This is a genomic window from Eikenella longinqua, from assembly GCF_001648355.1.
Taxonomy (GTDB): Bacteria; Pseudomonadota; Gammaproteobacteria; order Burkholderiales; family Neisseriaceae; genus Eikenella; species Eikenella longinqua.
Genome location: NZ_LXSL01000014.1, coordinates 1 through 18,811, shown reverse-complemented (window position 1 = coordinate 18,811; position 18,811 = coordinate 1). Strand labels below are relative to the sequence as shown.

The window sequence follows — 18,811 nt, the reverse complement described above, 5'->3', positions numbered from 1 at the left end:
TTTTTAATAAATAAAATTCAAACACAAAACAGACCGGATAATCATGCATTATTACTTTTCTGCTTCTTTTCGGTAAATTGTAAAGAATAATTTACATTTGCTAATTTCCTATTGACACAATCGGAATATCGAAAAAAAATGCAACCTCGTTTCAACCAAAGGTAAAGAAAATGTCTCTATCCGCTCACGACCCGTATGCCAACTACAGGGAGCTCACCCTGCGCGGCATGATATTGGGCGCGTTGATCACCGTGGTGTTCACCGCTTCCAATATTTATTTGGGGCTGAAGGTCGGCCTCACTTTTGCTTCATCTATCCCTGCTGCCGTGATTTCCATGGCGATTTTGAAATTCGCCAAAGGTAGCAATATTTTGGAAAACAATATGGTGCAAACGCAGGCTTCCGCCGCCGGCACCTTGTCTTCCGTAATCTTCATCCTGCCCGGTCTCTTGATGAGCGGCTACTGGAGCGGCTTCCCGTTCTGGCAAACCACGCTTCTGTGTATGGCCGGCGGCATCCTCGGCGTGATTTTCACCATCCCGCTGCGTTATGCCATGGTGGTGAAAAGCGATCTGCCTTATCCCGAAGGCGTGGCTGCGGCTGAAATTTTGAAAGTGGGCAGCGGCGACGGCGTGGTGGGCGAAGAAAATGCCGAATCCGGCCAAAAAGGCGACAGCGGCATCGGCGAAATCGTTACCGGCGGCGTGATTTCCGGCATTTTCAGCTTTGCCAGCAACGGCCTGCGCGTGATGGCCGACAGCGCGAGCTATTGGTTTAAAGCCGGCGCCTCCATCTTCCAAATCCCGATGGGCTTCTCGCTGGCGCTTTTGGGCGCGGGCTATTTGGTGGGTCTGGCCAGCGGTATTGCCATGCTGGTGGGCATTGTGATTGCCTGGGGCATCGCCATTCCCTATTTCTCCGCCACCAATCCGCAGCCGGCCGATATGGAAATGGTGGGCTTCGCCATGCAGCTGTGGAAAGAAAAAGTGCGCTTCATCGGCGCGGGCACCATCGGTATTGCCGCCATCTGGACACTGATTACCCTGCTCAAACCCACCCTCGAAGGCATGAAAATGTCGTTCCGCGCCATCAAAGGTGGCGAACAGGCCTCCCTCGAACGCGTGGAGCAAGACTTGTCGCCCAAAGCCATGATTGCCTACGCGCTGGGCATGCTGCTGCTGTTGGGCTTCTCTTTCTACCACTTCGTTGAAGCCGCCAACCTGCCCACCGGCACGGCTTGGCTGCTGGTGTTTGCCTGTACACTGCTGGCTTTCGTAATCGGCTTCCTGGTAGCCGCCGCCTGCGGCTATATGGCTGGCTTGGTTGGCTCTTCCTCCAGCCCGATTTCCGGCATCGGCATCATTTCTGTGGTGGCCATTTCGCTGGTATTGCTGGGCATCGGCAGCGCCACCAACCTGTTTGCCGACGAAGGCAACCGCAACTTCCTGGTGGCACTCACCCTGTTCTGCGGCTCCGCCGTGGTGGCCGTGGCTTCCATCTCCAACGACAACCTGCAAGACCTGAAAACCGGCTACCTGATTAAAGCCACCCCGTGGCGTCAAGAAGTGGCGCTGATTATCGGCTGCGTGGTGGGCGCATTCGTGGTGTCTTCCGTGCTCGAGCTGCTCTACGCCGCCTACGGCTTCACCGGCGCCATGCCCCGCCCGGATATGGACCCGAGCCAAGCCCTGGCGGCCCCGCAGGCCACATTGATGACCACCATCGCCAAAGCCATTTTCTCCCACTCGCTGCAATGGGGCTACATCCTCACCGGCATCGGCATCGGCGTGGTGCTCATCATCCTAAACGAAGTGCTCAAACGCAGCGGCTCCAAGCTGATGCTGCCCACCCTGGCCGTGGGCATGGGTATCTACCTGCCGCCCGCCATCAATATGCCGATTGCCATTGGCGCCATCATGGCCGCCATCATCAAGCACCGCATCCGCCACGATGAAGAAAAAGTGAAAAACGCCGACCGCGTGGGCACATTGTTTGCCGCCGGCTTGATTGTGGGCGAAAGCCTGATCGGCGTGGTGATGGCGCTGATTATCGCCCTCTCCGTTACCAACGGCGGCTCCGACGCCCCCTTGGCGCTGAACCTCGAAAACTGGGGCACCGCAGGCGAATTCCTCGGCCTGGCTTTCTTCATCAGCGGCATGCTCATCTTCATCCGCCGCATTTTGAAATCCGGCAAATAAGCCCCGATAAAACAACTGAAAACAGCTAGAGAAACAGCCGCCCGATTCATCTCGGGCGGCTTTTTTGCCGCAGCGTTTTCAGGTAGCCCCTTCCAGCCACACAAAGGCTACCTGAAAAATATACCGCCCCATTTTTCAGGTAGCCTCCTGCCTATCCACAGCACTTCCCGCCTTAAAAATCCTTAGCAAACCACAAACATTTTGCTTATAATCCCCGCCGCTGTACCCTTTCCCCCCCTTTAACCAAACAAAAGGACAAACCAAAATGAAACACCTCACACTCACCGCCATCGCCGCCCTGCTGGCCGCCCCCGCCTTCGCCGCCGACGACGGCTGGCTGGCCGAAGCCCAGCAAATCAACCGCAACATCGTACGCGAACGCGACGATGCCGCCCGCCAAATCCAGCTCTTCACCGGCAAACTGCGCCAAGGCCGCAGCGAAAGCCACACCATCCGCCTCGAAGCCGGCAAACAATACTCCTTCTTCGCCGACTGCGACCGCCAATGCTCCAACCTCGACCTCGCCCTGGCCGACAGCAGCGGCCAAACCCTCAAACAAGACACCGACACCGATGACAACCCCATCATCAGCTGGAACGTAGCCCAGAGCGGCGAATACAAACTCACCGTCAGCATGCCCGCCTGCCAAGACAGCGCCGGCTGCGACTACAGCGCCCAAGCCTTCGAGCAAAGCCCCTGGCTGCCCCGCGCCCAAAAAATGAACCGCGACATCGTACACCGCAAAGACCGCCAAGCCCGCCAAGCCCAAATCTTCAACGGCAGCCTGGCTAAAGAGCAATCCCAAAGCCACACCGTGCAGCTCAGCGCCGGCAAATACTACAGCTTCTTCGCCGACTGCGGCTACGACTGCACCGACATCGACCTCAGCCTCAAAGCCGCCGACGGCCGCGTGATCAAAGAAGACACCAACGACGACGACTCCCCCATGTTCGGCTGGCGCACCAACCGCAGCGGCCGCTACACCCTCATCGTTACCGTCCCCAAATGCGATTCCGCCCAATGCGAATACAGCAGCCAAGTATTCGTGGGCAACAAAGCCGTATTTGAATAAACCTCACGCTTAAAGCCAAAAGGCTACCTGAAATTTCAGGTAGCCTTTTTCCCCGCCTTACACACACCGACCATTATTTTACAAACAATCTAATGCAATGATTTTAAAAACACAAAAAAATAGAGTATTTCTCTAGTTTACATTATAATGCCACCACCTTTTCACTTAAACCAAAGGAAACAACATGCAGAAATTCACCGTATTGGCCCTGGCCGCCCTGATTGCCGCCCCCGCCCTAGCTGTTGATCAAGACGGCTGGCTGGCCGAAGCCAAACAATTCAACACCACCGCCGTACGCAGCAAAGACCGCGGTGCCCGCCAAACCAACCTGTTCAGCGGCCGCGCCAAAGTAGGCGAGCAGAAAACCCACCACGTGCAGCTCACCGCCGGCAAATACTACAGCTTCTTCGCCGACTGCGACCGCGAGTGCGACAACATCGACCTCACCCTGAAAGCCGCCAACGGCCAAACCATCCAGGCCAACACCGAAGACGACGACAGCCCCATGTTCGGCTGGCGCGCCAACCGCAGCGGCCGCTACACCCTCACCGTAACCATCCCCGGCTGCAAAAACAGCAGCGCCGGTTGCGACTACACCAGCCAAGTATTCTCCGGCAACCGCTCCGTATTCGGCAACTAAGCCTTACGGCCGATACAAGCAAACAGGCAGACTTTGCGGTCTGCCTGTTTGCTTATGGCTACCTGAAAGCGTGCGCTTCAACGCAGTTAAACCACTTCCGGTTTTCAGGTAGCCTTTGTTGTGCTTGCCTGCGGTAGGCCGGGCAAAATTATAGTGGATTAACAAAAATCAGGACAAGGCGACGAAGTCGCAGACAGTACAGATAGTACGGCAAGGCGAGGCAACACTGTACTGGTTTAAATTTAATCCACTATATTTTTCAGGTAGCCTCCCATCTCACATAGAGGCTACCTGAAAATATCGGCTTCAACGCAGTGAAAACGAGCTTTCCGCAGGAAGGCAAGTTCCTGCAAAGCTCACACCGTTCGGGCAAAAACTAACGCTGCCCGCGCACCGCCATCCAAGCCGCATCCAGCCGGCGGCCGGCTTCTTCCAGCGTGCTGTTCGACTGCTGCGCCGCCACGTCGGCCTCGTTCAGTTGCGTTTGCAGCTGCACGATTTCCGCCTGTTTCTGCTGCACGGTGGCCTGCGCCGATTCCAAGCGGCTGCGCAGCGTGGCCACACGACTGCCGTTGTCGGTTCGCGCCTTGAGCGCTTCCTGATAGGCCATCTGCGCGCTCAAGAGCTCGGTTTGCGCCGCATCTTCCGCCAGTGCCGGCGCGGCGGCAGCCAGCAGGCTCAAGGCCGCAATCATACGAATCTTCATCATCATTCCCTCCTGGTTGTTTACAACGAACGGCCGCAAGCCGCTTCAAACTGCCTGCCGCCGGCCGAACCTTTCACCACCGGCACCGCCTGCCTGCTCATACCGTATTGGTGCGAGGCCAGCTTGTTGCCCGAAGCGTCCCACATCTCCACCGACACCAGCCGGCGCGTGCGCGCGCTGCAATCCACCTGCCATTGGTTTACCGCCGTTTTAAAATGCGGCGTGTTTGCATAATGCTCGGTTTTCGGGTTGGCCACGGTAATCCGCTCGCGGAAGCTTACGCGGCTGCCGGTTTTCTGAATGCTGGCGGTGTCGATTTCGTGGCGCACATTGCCGTTCGGGCTCACGCCGTTTTCCTTCCAACTGCCGCCGAGGCTCGGCCCGCCCATGCTCGGACAGCCCGCCAACGCCAGCGCCGCACACAGCGGCACAAATCTGCTCAATCGCATAAAAATCCTTTCAGGTAGCCTTCAAACGCTATAAAATCCGCGCCATTATATCCAACAAACCCCGCCAACGGAAAACCCACCCATGCCCCAGCCAGCCGCCCTCAGCATTCTGCGCGACGTTTTCGGCTACCACGCCTTCCGCGGCCGGCAGGAAGAAATCGTCAATATGCTGGCCGGCGGCGAAAGCCTGCTCGTGCTCATGCCCACCGGCGGCGGCAAATCATTGTGTTATCAAATCCCCGCCCTGATGCGGCGCGGGCTGACCGTTGTGGTGTCCCCGCTGATTGCCCTGATGGACGACCAAGTGGCCGCCCTGCAAGCCGCAGGCGTGGCTGCCGCCAGCGTGCACAGCGGCATCGGCAGCAGCCAAATCCGCCAAACCGCCGACGAAATCGAAGCAGGCTACCTGAAACTGCTTTATGTGTCCCCCGAGCGCCTGGTGAGCGAACGCTTCCTGCGCTTTCTCGACCACACCGAAATCAGCCTCTTCGCCATCGACGAAGCCCACTGCGTGAGCCAGTGGGGGCACGACTTCCGCCCCGAATACCGACAGCTCGGCCTCCTCGCCGAGCGCTACCCCGCCATCCCCCGCATCGCCCTCACCGCCACCGCCGACGCCGAAACCCGCGCCGACATCAAACACTACCTCCATCTGGAAAACGCCCCCGAATTCGTCGCCAGCTTCGACCGCCCCAACATCTACTACCAAATTATCGAAAAAAACAACGGCAAAAAGCAGCTGCTCGACTTCCTCAGCCACCGCCCTAGCGGCGAAAGCGGCATCGTCTATTGCCTGAGCCGCAAAAAAGTGGAAGATACCGCTGCCTTTTTGTGCGAACACGGCTACCGCGCCCTGCCCTACCACGCCGGCCTCAGCATGGAAGAGCGCAACGAACACCAACACCGCTTCACCCGCGAAGAAGGCCTCATCATCGTGGCCACCGTGGCCTTCGGCATGGGTATCGACAAGCCCGACGTGCGCTTCGTCGCCCACCTCGACATGCCCCAGAGCATCGAACATTTCTACCAAGAAAGCGGGCGCGCCGGGCGCGACGGCCAGCCCGCCGCCAGCTGGCTGTGCTACGGCCTCAACGACTACGCCCTCTTGCGCGAACGCATCCAAACCGGCAACAGCAGCGACTTCCAAAAACAAATCGAGCAGCAAAAGCTCGAAGCCATGTTTGCCGTGTGCGAAACCTCCGGCTGCCGCCGCGCCGCCCTGCTGCGCCACTTCGGCGAAGACAGCCCCCCCTGCGGCCACTGCGACAACTGCCTGCACCCCCCCGTGCGCTTCGACGCCACCGAAAACGTGCAAAAACTGTTGAGCTGCATCTACCGCGTCGGCCAGCGTTTCGCCGCCGGCTATGTCATCAACGTATTGCGCGGCAAAGCCGACGACTGGATACGCCAAAACCGCCACGATCAGCTCTCCACCTACGGCATCGGCACCGCCCTCTCCGACAAAGAATGGCGCGGCGTAATCCGCCAATGCATCGGCCAAGGCCTCCTCGCCACCGACCCGCAAAACTACCACGCCCTGCTGCTCACCGAAGCCGCCCGCCCCGTATTGCAAGGCAAGCAAAACATCATGCTGCGCCCGCTCAAACGCGCCAAATCCGCCACCCGCACCCCTCGTGAACAATGGCTGCGCACCGAACGCGAAGAACGCCTGTGGCAAGCCCTGCGCCAATGGCGCACCGAACGCGCCCGCACCGACAACGTGCCCGCCTACATCATCTGCGGCGACCGCACCCTGCAAGACATCGTGCAGCAGCGCCCCGCCACCCCCGCCGACCTCCCCTCTATCTACGGCCTGGGCGAAGCCAAAATCCAAAAATTCGGCAGCGACATCCTCCAAGTGTGCGCACAGTTTGTGCAGGATAACGCAGAGGCAGGCCCGCCGCCCGAAGCCGCTTCATAAGCCTTTGCCCGAAACGCCAAAAGGCTACCTGAAAATTTTCGCTGCGCAGAAACTTGCGAAGCTCGTTTTCAGGTAGCCTTTCCTGTTTGGTTTAACACGGGTTGTCAGAAAGATTCCAAAACCGCGTACTAAACACTTGCACTCTATACTGGCTTACCTGAAAGCGCAGTTTCAGAAAAATTAAAACAATGCTTCCCAAAAAGCCAAGTTTCTGCAAAGCAAAAAATCCAACGCATTCTAGTATGCGGGAAACGATTGCCGAAAGCGTATGCTGTTTATTCAGGCTTGCAGCTTTTGCTGCCTAAAGCTTGCATTTTTCAGGTAGCCTCTTGCCTTACCACCGTCCCGCTTAGAGGCTACCTGAAAAATCTGCTCGGCCTTTTTCAGGTAGCCCTATGCTTCGTTTGCAACAAACCAAACATTAATCTATTGGCATGCTATCCCGCCCGGCATCGGCTGGCAAACGGCGCGGGCAAAAGTAAATATTTACGCCGCATTCCGCGCGTGAACCCGCTTGCAGCCCACATCTGCCACAACCAACAATCGGAATGATTGCCTGCCCGATACATACAGCTTCAGGCTACCTGAAACCGGCCGCCCCCGCGCCGGCAAAATACCGACCAAACCCGCTACCGCCAAATTCCGACCATCCGCCCCTCCACGCTGGTCAGCGCTCCTTCAGCGGCGTATAATTTATATCTTTTTACAGATGGCAAACACATGATTGCTTGGATAGAAGCCGGCCGCGTCGGGCTCTTGGCGCGGCAATACTGGCTGCGCAACCTGGCGGCGGGCGCGATTGTGGGCGTGGTGGCGCTGCCGCTTTCAATGGCCTTCGCCATTGCCACCGGCGTGAAGCCGGAACAGGGCATTTACACCGCGATTGTGGCCGGGCTGGTGGTGGCGGTGTGCGGCGGCTCGCGCGTGCAGATTGCCGGCCCCACCGGCGCCTTCATCGCCATTTTGGCGGGCATCACTGCCAAATTCGGCTTCGACGGCCTGCAAATCGCCACCATTCTGGCGGGCATCATTCTGCTTTTAATGGGCATTTTCCGCCTCGGCGCGATGATCCGCTTTATCCCGATGCCGGTTATCCTCGGCTTCACGGCGGGCATCGGCGTGGTGATTTGGGTGGGGCAGTGGGCGGCGTTTTTCGGCCTGCCCAAGGCGTCGGGCGAGCATTTTCACGAGCAATTTGCCGCGCTGCTGCACAGCCTGCCGCAGCTGCACCCGGCCACCACCGCGCTGGGGCTGGTATCCCTCGCTCTGCTCATCGGCGTGCCGCGCCATCCCAAATTGCGGCGCATTCCCTCGCCGATGGTGGTGCTCATCGCCGCCACCCTGCTGCAACGCCTGTTTCATTTCAAAGATGTGGCCACCATCGGCTCAGCCTATGGCGCCATCCCGCAAAAGCTGCCCGGCTTCTCCCTGCCCGCCTTCACTTGGGTACAGGTTTCCCTGCTCATCCTGCCTGCGTTTACCATCGCCATGCTCGGCGCGATTGAATCGCTGCTTTCCGCCGTGGTGGCCGACGGCATGGTCGGCACGCGCCACAGCTCCAACCAAGAGCTGATTGGGCAGGGCTTGGCCAACATTATCACACCCTTTTTCGGCGGCTTCGCGGCCACCGGCGCCATCGCCCGCACCGCCACCAACATCCGCCAGGGCGGCAACAGCCCGCTCGCCGGCGTGGTTCACTCTCTCACTTTGGCGCTGATTTTGCTGCTGGCCGCACCCTTGGCCGCCAATATTCCGCTGGCCGCACTGGCCGCCATCCTTTTTCAGGTAGCCTGGAACATGAGCGAGCCCAAACGCTGCATCAATATGCTGCGCCGTGCGCCGCGTGCCGATACCGCATTGTTCCTCATCACCTTTTCCCTCACCGTGCTGGTGGATTTGGTGGTGGCGGTGAATATCGGCGTGATTTTGGCCACGCTGCATTTCCTGCGCCAGATGGCCAATGCGGTGGAAGTGCGCAAAGACGAAAGCAGCGGCGATGCCGAAGCGTTGCCGGAAGACGTGCAGATGTTTATCGTAAACGGCCCCTTCTTCTTCGGCGCGATGGAAAAATTTGAGAAAACCCTGGCCGACATCCACACCCAGCCGCGCGCCGTGGTGCTGCGCATGCGCTGGGTGCCGTATATCGACATGACCGGCATCCTCACGCTGGAGCGCGTAATCCAACGCTTGCAGGGGCGCGGCATCCGCGTGCTGGTGTCCGGCGCCAACGAGCAGGTACGCGGCAGCCTGATCCGCAGCGGCATCGTGGCCCTGCTTGGCGAAGGCAACTTTATGCACGACTTCGAAACGGCGGCGCAAACTCTGCGCGCCGAGGCAGCGGCACAAGCCGATACGCCCGCGCCGTAACGGCGGCACGTTTTCCCACTGCATACGATAAAGGCTACCTGAAAATTTCGTTTCGCTTTCAGGTAGCCCCAAAACAACAAAAAGGCTACCTGAAAACATTTGGCGGCAATGTGTGCTTGCCAATCCGTTTGCAGGTAGCCTCTTCTTCAATTAAAACAGCCGGTTCACACCCCCTGCGCTTTAATCCGCTCGCCGCTTTCCAGCTTGTTTAGCGCGGAAAGGTAGGCTTTGGCGGCGGCAGCCAGCGTGTCTGTGTCGGCGCCTTGGCCGTTGGCCACGCGGCCGCCTTTGGCCAGGCGCACGCCGGTTTCACCCTGGCTTTCCGTGCCGAAAGTCACCGCGTTCACAGAATAAATCTGCAACTGGGCGCCGCTTTTCACCACGCTTTCAATGGCTTTGAAAATCGCGTCCACCGGGCCGGAGCCGGTGGCTTCAGCGTATTGCTCTTCGCCGTTGGCGCTGAACACGATTTCGGCGCGCGGCAATTCGCCGGTTTCGGTAACGATGCGTTGGGACACGAATTTGTAACGGTCTGGCGCAAGATTAGACATTTCGTCTGACACCAGCGCGTGCAGGTCTTCATCAAAGATTTCGCGTTTTTTGTCGGCCAGCTCTTTGAAGCGGGCAAAGGCGGCATTGAGCGCTTCTTCGCTGCCCAGCTCGATGCCGAGCTCGGCCAGCTTGCTGCGGAAGGCGTTGCGCCCGGAAAGTTTGCCCAAACTCAGGCGGTTAGCCGCCCAGCCCACGGATTCGGCCGACATAATTTCATAGGTTTCGCGGTGTTTGAGCACGCCGTCTTGGTGGATGCCGGATTCGTGCGCGAAGGCATTGGCGCCCACAATTGCCTTGTTCGGCTGCACGGGATAGCCGGTGATGGTGGACACCAGCTTGGACGTGGGCACGATTTGGGCGGTGTCGATGCCGGTTTCCAGCCCGAACAAATCGTCCCGCACTTTGAGCGCCATCACGATTTCTTCCAGGCTGGCGTTGCCGGCGCGCTCGCCCAGGCCGTTGATGGTGCATTCCACCTGCCGCGCTCCGGCCTGCACAGCGGCCAGCGAATTGGCCACGGCCATGCCTAAGTCGTTGTGGCAATGAGTAGACCACACCACCTTGTCGCTGCCGGGGGTTTTGGCAATCAGCTCGCGGAAGAAATTTTCGGTTTTGTGCGGCACGGAATAGCCCACGGTGTCGGGGATATTGATGGTGGTGGCGCCCGCTTCGATCACTGCGCCGCAGATTTCGGCCAGGAAGCCGATTTCGGAGCGCAGCGCGTCTTCGCAGGAAAACTCCACGTCGTCGGTATATTCTTTGGCAATCTTCACCGCCTTCACCGCCGCGGCCACCACTTGGTGCGGCTTCATTTTCAGCTTGTGCTCCATGTGGATGGGGCTGGTGGCGATGAAGGTGTGGATGCGTTTTTTCGGCGCGGGGGCAATTGCCTCGCCGGCCTTGCGCACATCATTTTCCACCGCGCGCGCCAGAGAACAAACGGTTGATTCAGTGATGGTTTGCGCAATTTCATGCACCGCATCGAAATCGCCCGGGCTGGCAGCGGCAAAGCCAGCTTCGATCACGTCCACGCCCAGCTTTTCCAGCTGGCGCGCCACGCGCACTTTTTCTTCCTTGGTCATGGCGGCGCCGGGCGACTGCTCGCCGTCGCGCAGGGTAGTATCGAAAATCACCACACGGTTGCTGCCGGGCTGGGCAGGCATGCGCTGCAAGGCGGAATGCTGCTCCATAAAGGCGTTCAAATCCAGCGGCCGGCCTTGAGCTTCGGCCAAGGCGCTCAGGCGCTGGAGCTGGTGCAGCGGCAGCGAGCCGCGCGTGCGCCATTTATAGATAGCGGCGGTGGAGGCGGCGCTGTCGGGGTCGAGCCGGCGCAGAGCTTCGGCCAGCGCGTTCACCCCGCCGAAATAGGCAATTAAGCGGTCGATATCCAGTTTCATAATGGACTTTCAGTCTAAATTTATCTAAAAAAGTGGCAGATGGCGAGATAATAGACATTTATAGACATAAAAGCAAGGGTATTTCTATACATTTTTTATAAATTTATACTTATTGTCCATAGTCGTTCACTTGTTGCACAAAAGCTTTGCCCCAGCAGCCCAGCGCGGCAGCGGCTGGACTTCAATGTAAAGAGATAGTTATAATTTGCAATAGATACAGGAAATCCGTAAACAATAGAGAAGAAACCACAACATTACCAAATATAAAACATCAAATAAACAATAAGATAACAACACCGAATCTGAACCTACTTTTGCGGGGGAACAGCGATGTTCGAATTATCTCTTCCTCTTTCTCTTCTTTTGGTGGTGCTGCTGTGGTTGGCCGTGCGCCTCAGGCAGCAGCATGCCCGGCACCAGCCCGCCGCACCCCGCGGGCACGACGATTGCAGCTTCTTCACCCGGGAATACCACCGTGGCGAACAATAACCGCCTTTCCGGCAGCCCGTTCCGGCGCTGCCGATTCCTCCCTGCCAGCCCGATATTTTTCAGGTAGCCTCATGCCCATTCTTATCTTAAGGAAACACGATGTCTAAAACCGCCCTTCCCTTATTGTGCGCGGCGGCACTCGGCCTGCTGCTGGCCGCCCTGCCCGCTGCGGCGCAAACGCCGTCGGATGAATCGCTGAACCGATTGATTGAGCTGCAGAATATCACCACCCAGATGCGTAATACCCTTCCAGCAACAGTCAATATTGCCTATCAGAGAGTTGCCCGATACATTAACGACCATACTAGATTGAGTTCCAAGCAACGTGCCGAACTGGAGCATGCCACCGAACGCTACGTCAATGACATGAACCGCGAAGTCCTCCAATCCGAAGAAGTGTTGAGCGAAATCCGCCGCATCAATCGCGATGCCATGCGTCAAATCTATACGCAGGAAGAAGTGGATGCCATGATTGCCTTTAACAGTTCACCTCTCGGGCAAAGCATAATGCGCAAACAAAGCACCTTGCTCAATACAGTGCTGCCTTCAATGGCACGCCTGCTCAGCCAGCGTTACGAGCAAGCCGGCCAACGCCTAACGCCCCAATTCCAGCGCGAAGTAGAGCGCATCATGGGCTCCGGCAGCGGCAGCAACGGCGCCGCCGGCAAGCGCCGCTAAGCCGGGCAATCTCACGGCATGGCAGATTTTTCCCACAAAGCTATCCCCAGCCGCGCCTTGGGCGGGTAAAATACAGCCCAGCCCTGTAGGGCTACCTGAAAAACGGTTTCCATCGCACACAAAGCGCCGGCTTCAAGCGCATTTTTTCAGGTAGCCTATATTTTCAGGTAGCCTTTATATCGAAACCTTCCACCGAGTTCCCCATGCCCACCCTATCCAAATTCCTCCCGCAACACCTCGCCGAACATCATCTGTCCGCCGAGCTCGGCAGCGTCGTTTCCACCCTTGCCCAAGCCTGCCAAACCATCAGCGGCCAAGTGCGCCAAGGCGCGCTCGCCGGCGTGCTTGGCGAAGCCGGCAGCAGCAATGTGCAAGACGAAGCGCAGAAAAAACTAGACGTTATCGCCAACCAAATCCTCATCGACGCCTTGCGCGCCAACCCCGCCGTGGCCGGCCTGGCCAGCGAAGAAGAAGAGCAGTTCGTGCCCGCCAACCCGCAGGGCGGCTACCTGGTGCTGTTCGACCCCTTAGACGGCTCGTCCAATATCGACATCAACATCTCCGTCGGCACCATCTTCTCCATCCTGAAAAAGCCCGAAGGCGCGCTTTCCACCCAATCCTTCCTGCAAAGCGGCCGCGAGCAAATCGCCAGCGGTTATGTCCTCTACGGCCCGCAAACCCAGCTCGTGCTCTGCCTGCGCCATGGCGTGGCCGTATTCACGCTGGATGCGGGCGGCCAATTTGTCCAAACCCAGCTCAACCCGCAAGTGCCGGCTGCTGCGCGCGAATTTGCCATCAATATGTCCAACCAGCGCCATTGGCAACCGCCCATGCAGCAATATATTGCCGAACTGCTCGCCGGCGACACCGGCCCTCGCGGCAAAAACTACAATATGCGCTGGGTGGCCAGCATGGTGGCCGAAATCCACCGCATCCTCATGCGCGGCGGCGTGTTCATGTATCCCAAAGACGCCCGAGACCCCGCCAAGCCCGGCAAACTGCGCCTGATGTATGAAGCCAACCCGTTGAGCCTCATCATCGAACAAGCCGGCGGCGCCAGCACCAACGCCCGCGAGCCCATGCTCGACATTCGGCCCGAAGGCCTGCACCAGCGCGTGGCCGTAATCATGGGCAGCCGCGAAGAAGTAGAATACGTTACCCGCCTGCACCAGGCATAAACAAAGGCTACCTGAAAATTTTCGCTTCGCAAAAGCCAAAGCTTTCAGGTAGCCCCTCCCTTTTACAACCCTTTAGCATAAAGACACACCCGCCATGCAAACCATCCGCGTTGCCGCCATCCAACTCGTTTCCCACACCGACCCCGCCATAAACCGCCGCAGCGTCGTGCAGCAAGTTGCCGCCGCCGCCCAAGACGGCGCCGACTGGGTGCTCCTGCCCGAATACTGGCCGCTCATGGGCCGCCACGACACCGACAAGCTCGCCCTAGCCGAACAATTCGGCCGCGGCCCCCTGCAAATCTTCATGGCCGAACTCGCCGCCCGCCACCGCATCGTCTTATTCGGCGGCAGCATCCCCCTGCTCGCCAGCCAAAGCGGCAAAATCATCAACAGCCTGCTCGTATACGGCCGCGACGGCCAATGCCTCAGCCGCTACGACAAAACCCACCTCTTCAGCTACACCGGCATCGGCGAAAGCTACCGCGAAGCCGACACCATCGAAGCCGGCAACAGCATCCCCCCCTCCGCCGAAATCGACGGCTGGCGCTACGGCCAAGGCGTATGCTACGACCTACGCTTCCCCGAAATCTTCCGCGCCCAGCAGCCCTTCGACGTGCTGCTCCTGCCCGCCGCCTTCACCTACACCACCGGCAAAGCCCACTGGCAAACCCTCCTACAAGCCCGCGCCATCGAAAACCAATGCTACGTCATCGCCGCCGCCCAAGGCGGCCTGCACGACAGCGGCCGCCGCACCTACGGCCACAGCATGATCATCGACCCCTGGGGCGAAATCCTCGCCGAGCTGCCAGAAGGCGAAGGCCGCATCATGGCCGAGCTCTCCCCCCAGCGCCTGCACACCGTGCGCAGCCAGCTCCCCGCCCTGCAACACCGCCGGTTTTAACCATGAGGCTACCTGAAAAAGCAAACGCCGATTTTTCAGGTAGCCTCTTCCGTATCACCCAGGCTAGCTGCAAACAGCAGCTGTTCCGTTCACCAGAAAGCAAACCATCATGCAAACCATCGTCGTCCTCACCGGCGCCGGCATCAGTGCCGACAGCGGCCTGCGCACCTTCCGCGACACCGACGGCCTGTGGGAAGGCTACAAAGTGGAAGAAGTGTGCACGCCCGAAGCCTTCGCCCGCAATCCCAAGCTCGTGATCGACTTCTACAACGAACGCCGCCGCCAAGCGCAAGCCGCCCAACCCAACGCCGCTCACCTCGCCCTCGCCGAGCTGGAAAAATACTACAAAGTGCAAATTATCACCCAAAACGTAGACGACCTGCACGAGCGCGCCGGCAGCCGCACCGTGCTGCACCTGCACGGCGAATTAAACAAAGCCCGCAGCAGCGTAAACGAGCAATACGTAATCGATTGGACTGGCGACCAATCCCTCGCCGACAAAGACCCGGAAGGCCACCCCATGCGCCCGCACATCGTGTGGTTCGGCGAAGCCGTGCCGCTGATCGAAACCGCCGCACAATGGGTGTCGCAGGCCGACAAAGTGCTGGTGGTCGGCACCTCCATGCAGGTGTATCCCGCCGCCGGCCTGCTGCAATACGCGCCCTACGAAGCCGAGTGCTACCTGGTCGATCCGCGCCCGCCCGCCGGCCTGGCCAACATCAGCATTACCGCCGCCAAAGCCAAAGACGGCGTGCCGCAGCTGGTGGACAAGCTCATTGCCGAAGCCCGGCAGGCTTAGTCCCTTAGGCTACCTGAAAATATTGCCTCCGCCATTTTTCAGGTAGCCTCTTCCGACCCAAAGGCTACCTGAAAACTTTGATTAACCGCCCACTCCTCCCGCCATGACCCAAATCCTGCTCTACACTTTCATCTACCTCGCCTTCGCCGTGGCCGCGGTGCTCATCTCCAAAAAACTGGGCTTGGGCTCGGTGCTGGGCTACCTGATGGCCGGCATCGCCATCGGCCCGGTGTTGGGCCTGGCCGGCAAGGAAACCGAATCCATCCAACACGTTGCCGAATTCGGCGTGGTGATGATGCTGTTTTTGGTGGGGCTGGAGCTGGCGCCGCAGAAGCTGTGGCAGCTGCGGCACAAGCTCTTGGGGCTGGGCGGATTGCAGGTGGGCTTGTCGGTGGCGGCGATTGCGGGCATCACCGTGGCCATCGGCAAAAGCTGGCAGATGGGCGTGGCGGTGGGCTGCATTTTGGCGCTCTCCTCCACCGCCATCGTGCTGCAAACCTTCAATGAGAAAAACCTGATGCACACACCGGGCGGGCAGGCCGGTTTTGCCATCCTGCTGTTTCAAGACGTGGCTGCCATCCCGATGCTGGCGCTGCTGCCGCTGCTGGCCACTTCCTCGCGCCACCGCAGCCAGCACGCCGAAACCCTGCTCACCGACCAGCCGGGCTGGGTGCACGCTGCCGTGAGCATTGCCGCCATCCTGCTGATTGTGGTGGGCGTACGCTTTCTGGTGCCGCGCCTGTTCCGCTTCATCAGCAAAATCCGGCTAAACGAAATGTTTACCATGTTCACGCTGGCGCTGGTGGTGGGCATCGCCACGCTGATGTCGCTCATCGGCCTTTCGCCCGCCTTGGGCGCTTTCGTGGCGGGCGTGGCGCTGGCCAACAGCTCCTACCGGCACGAAATGGAAAGCCATCTGGAACCGTTTAAAGGGCTGCTTTTGGGGCTGTTTTTCATCACCGTGGGCGCGGGCATGAATTTCCCGCTGTTGTTTAAAGAATTTTGGGTGGTGGCCGCCATCACATTGGCCACGCTGGCGGTGAAGGGCAGCATTTTGTTCATCCTCGGCCTGCTGTTCCGCCTGCCGCGCATGGGCAGCAAGCTGCTGGCGCTGAGCTTGGCGCAGGCCGGTGAATTCGGCTTCGTGCTGCTCTCCATCGCGCGCCAAAGCCACGTTCTGCCGCGCGCCATGTCCGACCGCATTTCGCTGGTGGTGGCGCTCTCTATGCTGCTCACGCCGCTGCTGTTTATCGTGTACGATAAACTCGTGGTGCCGCGCGGCATCGCCGAAGAAAACCAAGACCGCCCGCAAGACATAATCGAAGAAGAAAACCCGGTCATCCTGCTCGGACACGGCCGGTTCGGCCAGCAAATCAACAGCATGCTTACCGCCTGCGGCTTCCACACCACGGTTATCGACTTCCATGCCGACACCGTGGAAGGCCTCACCAAATACGGCAGCAAAACCTACTACGGCGACGCGTCCCGACCCGAGTTGCTCAATTCCATCGGCCTGGCGCACGCCAAGCTCCTCATCGTCTGCATCAGCAACCGTGAGCAGGCCACCGCCATCGTTGAATTCGTGCACCGCCACTACCCCAACCTGCCCGTGATCGCCCGCGCCTACGACCGTATCCACGCCTACCACCTGCACCATGCCGGCGCCGACTACATCATCCGCGAAACTGCCGATTCCGCCATCCGCAGCGGCAAGCTCGCACTGGAAAAACTCGGCGTCAATGCCGACAAAGCGCAAGAACTGAGCGAATTCTACGCCGCCCGCGACCGCTACCAAATGGACAAAATGGCCGAAGTGTACAACCCCGACATCCCGCCCTTTGCCAACGACACCCTGCTCAAAACCGCCCAGGAAATCGACGCCGAAACCGGCAAAATGATGCAATCCCTGCTGCGTGGCGAAACCGTGGATTGGCAGGAAGACCCCGAGAGCTGGACGCGCATGAAAAAGGGCTGGCTTAAGGCTGCCAGCCATCATATCCCCCCAGCCCAACTCCAACCGAAAAACCATGATCCAGCCAAGTGAAAAACACGAAGTCCGCCGCCGCCTGCGCCGCGCCCGGCAAGCCATTCCACCAATCAAGCGGCAACGCGCCGAACAACGCATCAACCGCCTGCTCAAAGGCTACCTGAAACGCGGCAAACGCCTCGCCGTGTATTGGCCCATCGGCAGCGAGCTGCGGTTAAACGGCCTCGTTGCCGCCGCCCGAGCCCGCGGCACCCAGCTCTACCTGCCCTACATCCAGCCCGGCAAACAACGCCTCTGGTTCACCCCTTACCCCGCCTCTGGCCGCCCCGAACGCCTGCGCAAAGGCAAACTGCGTATCCCTCAGTTCGCCGGTCAAAAAATCCGCATCCACAACCTGCACGGCATCATCATCCCCCTTATCGGCATCGACAGCCGCGGCTACCGCATGGGCCAAGGCGGCGGCTTCTACGACGTTACCCTCGCCGCCACCCGCCACCGCCTCTGCCCGCTCAAAATCGGCGCCGGTTTCGCCTGCCAGCAAACCGATAGCCTGCCCACTGAATCCCACGATATGCGGCTCGATATCTGGGTTTGCGAAACCGGTATCCGGCATTTCGGCAAGCACTGAATAGGGTGATGATTTTTCAGGTAGCCCAAGCAACTGCCCAGCCAAGATACAGCTAACTTGACTGAATAAATCAAGCATTCCTAAAACCTATTCAGGCCACCTGAAAACTACTTAGCCACAATAAAAAATCGCTGTATGCCTAAATATTAAGCATACAGCGATTTTTTATTCTTTCTGCGGATTGTGTCTTAAATGGCTAAAACATTACGGTTTAGCTGCAGACGGTTTGTTGGCAGCCGGTTTGGCGGCAGGAGTAGCTGGTTTGGCAGCAGCCGGCTGTTGCTGCTGAGGAGCAGCCTGACGGTTTGCAGCAGGAGCACGGGCAGCTTGGCCGTTACCCACAGTAATCTCTTCAGAAATCTTCTGATAAATCCCATTACCGATACCGCGAACGTTTTTGATATCTTCAGTTGATTTAAACGGACCGTTTGCCGTACGGTATTCAACAATTGCTGCAGCTTTAGCTGGGCCAATGCCGTTCAAAGTCTGCAACTCTTGTGCAGTAGCCGTATTAATATTAACTTGTGCCAATGCCCAAGAAAAACTCAGCAAAGTAAAAACAACAAAGAGAAACTTTTTCATTCCTGACTCCTTATGGGGATTAATGGGATGATGTTTAATCAAAACAGGTGATGCCACTATACATTATCATTCTTTTCTGTACAAGTTCTTTACCTACAAACAACAAAATTCCATATTTTTCCATTCTCTAGGAATGGCTGACACCCCGGCTGATTAAGCCGGGGTGTCGGAATAGGTGTTTGGCAGTGTCCTACTTTCGCACGGGTATCCGTACTATCATCGGCGCTGGTTCGTTTCACGGTCCTGTTCGGGATGGGAAGGCGTGGG

16 protein-coding genes and 1 rRNA gene are annotated in these 18,811 nt (G+C 58.5%); 12 read left to right on the top strand and 5 right to left on the bottom strand.

The window, feature by feature from the left end:
• The first annotated feature begins 170 nt into the window (after positions 1-170).
• The 3 genes from A7P95_RS03435 (at position 171) to A7P95_RS03425 (ending at position 3,910) form a co-directional block, all read left to right on the top strand.
• On the top strand, positions 171-2,198 hold the full coding sequence (locus tag A7P95_RS03435) for an OPT family oligopeptide transporter (protein ID WP_067591207.1): 2,028 nt from the start codon (positions 171-173) through the stop codon (positions 2,196-2,198).
• Between the two features lie 265 nt (positions 2,199-2,463).
• Positions 2,464-3,270, top strand: coding sequence for a hypothetical protein (locus A7P95_RS11905; RefSeq protein ID WP_067591204.1), 807 nt, complete (start codon positions 2,464-2,466; stop codon positions 3,268-3,270).
• 184 nt (positions 3,271-3,454) lie between these two features.
• Positions 3,455-3,910 (top strand): hypothetical protein, encoded by a 456-nt coding sequence (locus tag A7P95_RS03425; RefSeq protein ID WP_067591201.1) that lies wholly within the window; start codon positions 3,455-3,457, stop codon positions 3,908-3,910.
• A gap of 376 nt (positions 3,911-4,286) precedes the next feature.
• Here the strand turns inward: A7P95_RS03425 and A7P95_RS03420 are convergent, their stop codons facing one another.
• The gene (locus A7P95_RS03420) at positions 4,287-4,622 is read right to left on the bottom strand and encodes a hypothetical protein (protein WP_225748381.1); all 336 of its coding nucleotides are present in this window, start codon (positions 4,620-4,622) and stop codon (positions 4,287-4,289) included.
• Positions 4,623-4,636: 14 nt separating this feature from the next.
• On the bottom strand, positions 4,637-5,065 hold the full coding sequence (locus A7P95_RS03415; protein ID WP_067591198.1) for a surface-adhesin E family protein: 429 nt from the start codon (positions 5,063-5,065) through the stop codon (positions 4,637-4,639).
• Between the two features lie 82 nt (positions 5,066-5,147).
• Between A7P95_RS03415 and recQ the strand changes: the two genes are divergently transcribed.
• Positions 5,148-6,986 carry a DNA helicase RecQ gene (recQ, locus tag A7P95_RS03410; protein ID WP_067591195.1) on the top strand — a complete coding sequence of 613 codons (1,839 nt, stop codon included), beginning with the start codon at positions 5,148-5,150 and terminating at the stop codon, positions 6,984-6,986.
• Positions 6,987-7,706: 720 nt separating this feature from the next.
• On the top strand, positions 7,707-9,353 hold the full coding sequence (locus A7P95_RS03405) for a SulP family inorganic anion transporter (RefSeq protein WP_067591192.1): 1,647 nt from the start codon (positions 7,707-7,709) through the stop codon (positions 9,351-9,353).
• A 164-nt stretch (positions 9,354-9,517) separates the two neighbouring features.
• Here A7P95_RS03405 and A7P95_RS03400 read toward each other — a convergent pair whose 3' ends face one another.
• Positions 9,518-11,302, bottom strand: coding sequence for a 2-isopropylmalate synthase (locus tag A7P95_RS03400; RefSeq protein ID WP_067591189.1), 1,785 nt, complete (start codon positions 11,300-11,302; stop codon positions 9,518-9,520).
• Positions 11,303-11,632: 330 nt separating this feature from the next.
• Between A7P95_RS03400 and A7P95_RS11485 the strand changes: the two genes are divergently transcribed.
• From A7P95_RS11485 to A7P95_RS03370, 7 genes are all read left to right on the top strand, one after another.
• The gene (locus A7P95_RS11485) at positions 11,633-11,791 is read left to right on the top strand and encodes a hypothetical protein (protein ID WP_156503479.1); all 159 of its coding nucleotides are present in this window, start codon (positions 11,633-11,635) and stop codon (positions 11,789-11,791) included.
• Between the two features lie 99 nt (positions 11,792-11,890).
• Positions 11,891-12,469: a DUF2059 domain-containing protein gene (locus A7P95_RS03395; RefSeq protein ID WP_067591186.1), complete on the top strand. Its 579-nt coding sequence runs from the start codon at positions 11,891-11,893 to the stop codon at positions 12,467-12,469.
• Between the two features lie 203 nt (positions 12,470-12,672).
• Entirely contained in the window at positions 12,673-13,647 is a 975-nt protein-coding gene (locus A7P95_RS03390) for a class 1 fructose-bisphosphatase (protein ID WP_067591183.1), read from the top strand.
• A gap of 94 nt (positions 13,648-13,741) precedes the next feature.
• The gene (locus A7P95_RS03385; protein ID WP_067591180.1) at positions 13,742-14,548 is read left to right on the top strand and encodes a carbon-nitrogen hydrolase family protein; all 807 of its coding nucleotides are present in this window, start codon (positions 13,742-13,744) and stop codon (positions 14,546-14,548) included.
• Between the two features lie 109 nt (positions 14,549-14,657).
• Positions 14,658-15,347, top strand: a complete 690-nt coding sequence (locus A7P95_RS03380; protein ID WP_067591177.1) for an SIR2 family NAD-dependent protein deacylase — start codon at positions 14,658-14,660, stop codon at positions 15,345-15,347.
• A gap of 103 nt (positions 15,348-15,450) precedes the next feature.
• Complete coding sequence (locus A7P95_RS03375) at positions 15,451-17,391, top strand: monovalent cation:proton antiporter-2 (CPA2) family protein (RefSeq protein WP_082890709.1); 1,941 nt, start codon at positions 15,451-15,453, stop codon at positions 17,389-17,391.
• Complete coding sequence (locus A7P95_RS03370) at positions 17,378-17,962, top strand: 5-formyltetrahydrofolate cyclo-ligase (protein ID WP_067591576.1); 585 nt, start codon at positions 17,378-17,380, stop codon at positions 17,960-17,962. The genes A7P95_RS03375 and A7P95_RS03370 overlap by 14 nt, the downstream gene beginning before the upstream one ends.
• Positions 17,963-18,166: 204 nt before the next feature.
• Here A7P95_RS03370 and A7P95_RS03365 read toward each other — a convergent pair whose 3' ends face one another.
• Both A7P95_RS03365 and rrf read right to left on the bottom strand, forming a co-directional pair.
• Positions 18,167-18,544: a ComEA family DNA-binding protein gene (locus A7P95_RS03365; protein ID WP_067591174.1), complete on the bottom strand. Its 378-nt coding sequence runs from the start codon at positions 18,542-18,544 to the stop codon at positions 18,167-18,169.
• 177 nt (positions 18,545-18,721) lie between these two features.
• Positions 18,722-18,811, bottom strand: a 5S ribosomal RNA gene (gene rrf, locus A7P95_RS12455); the annotation flags it as partial.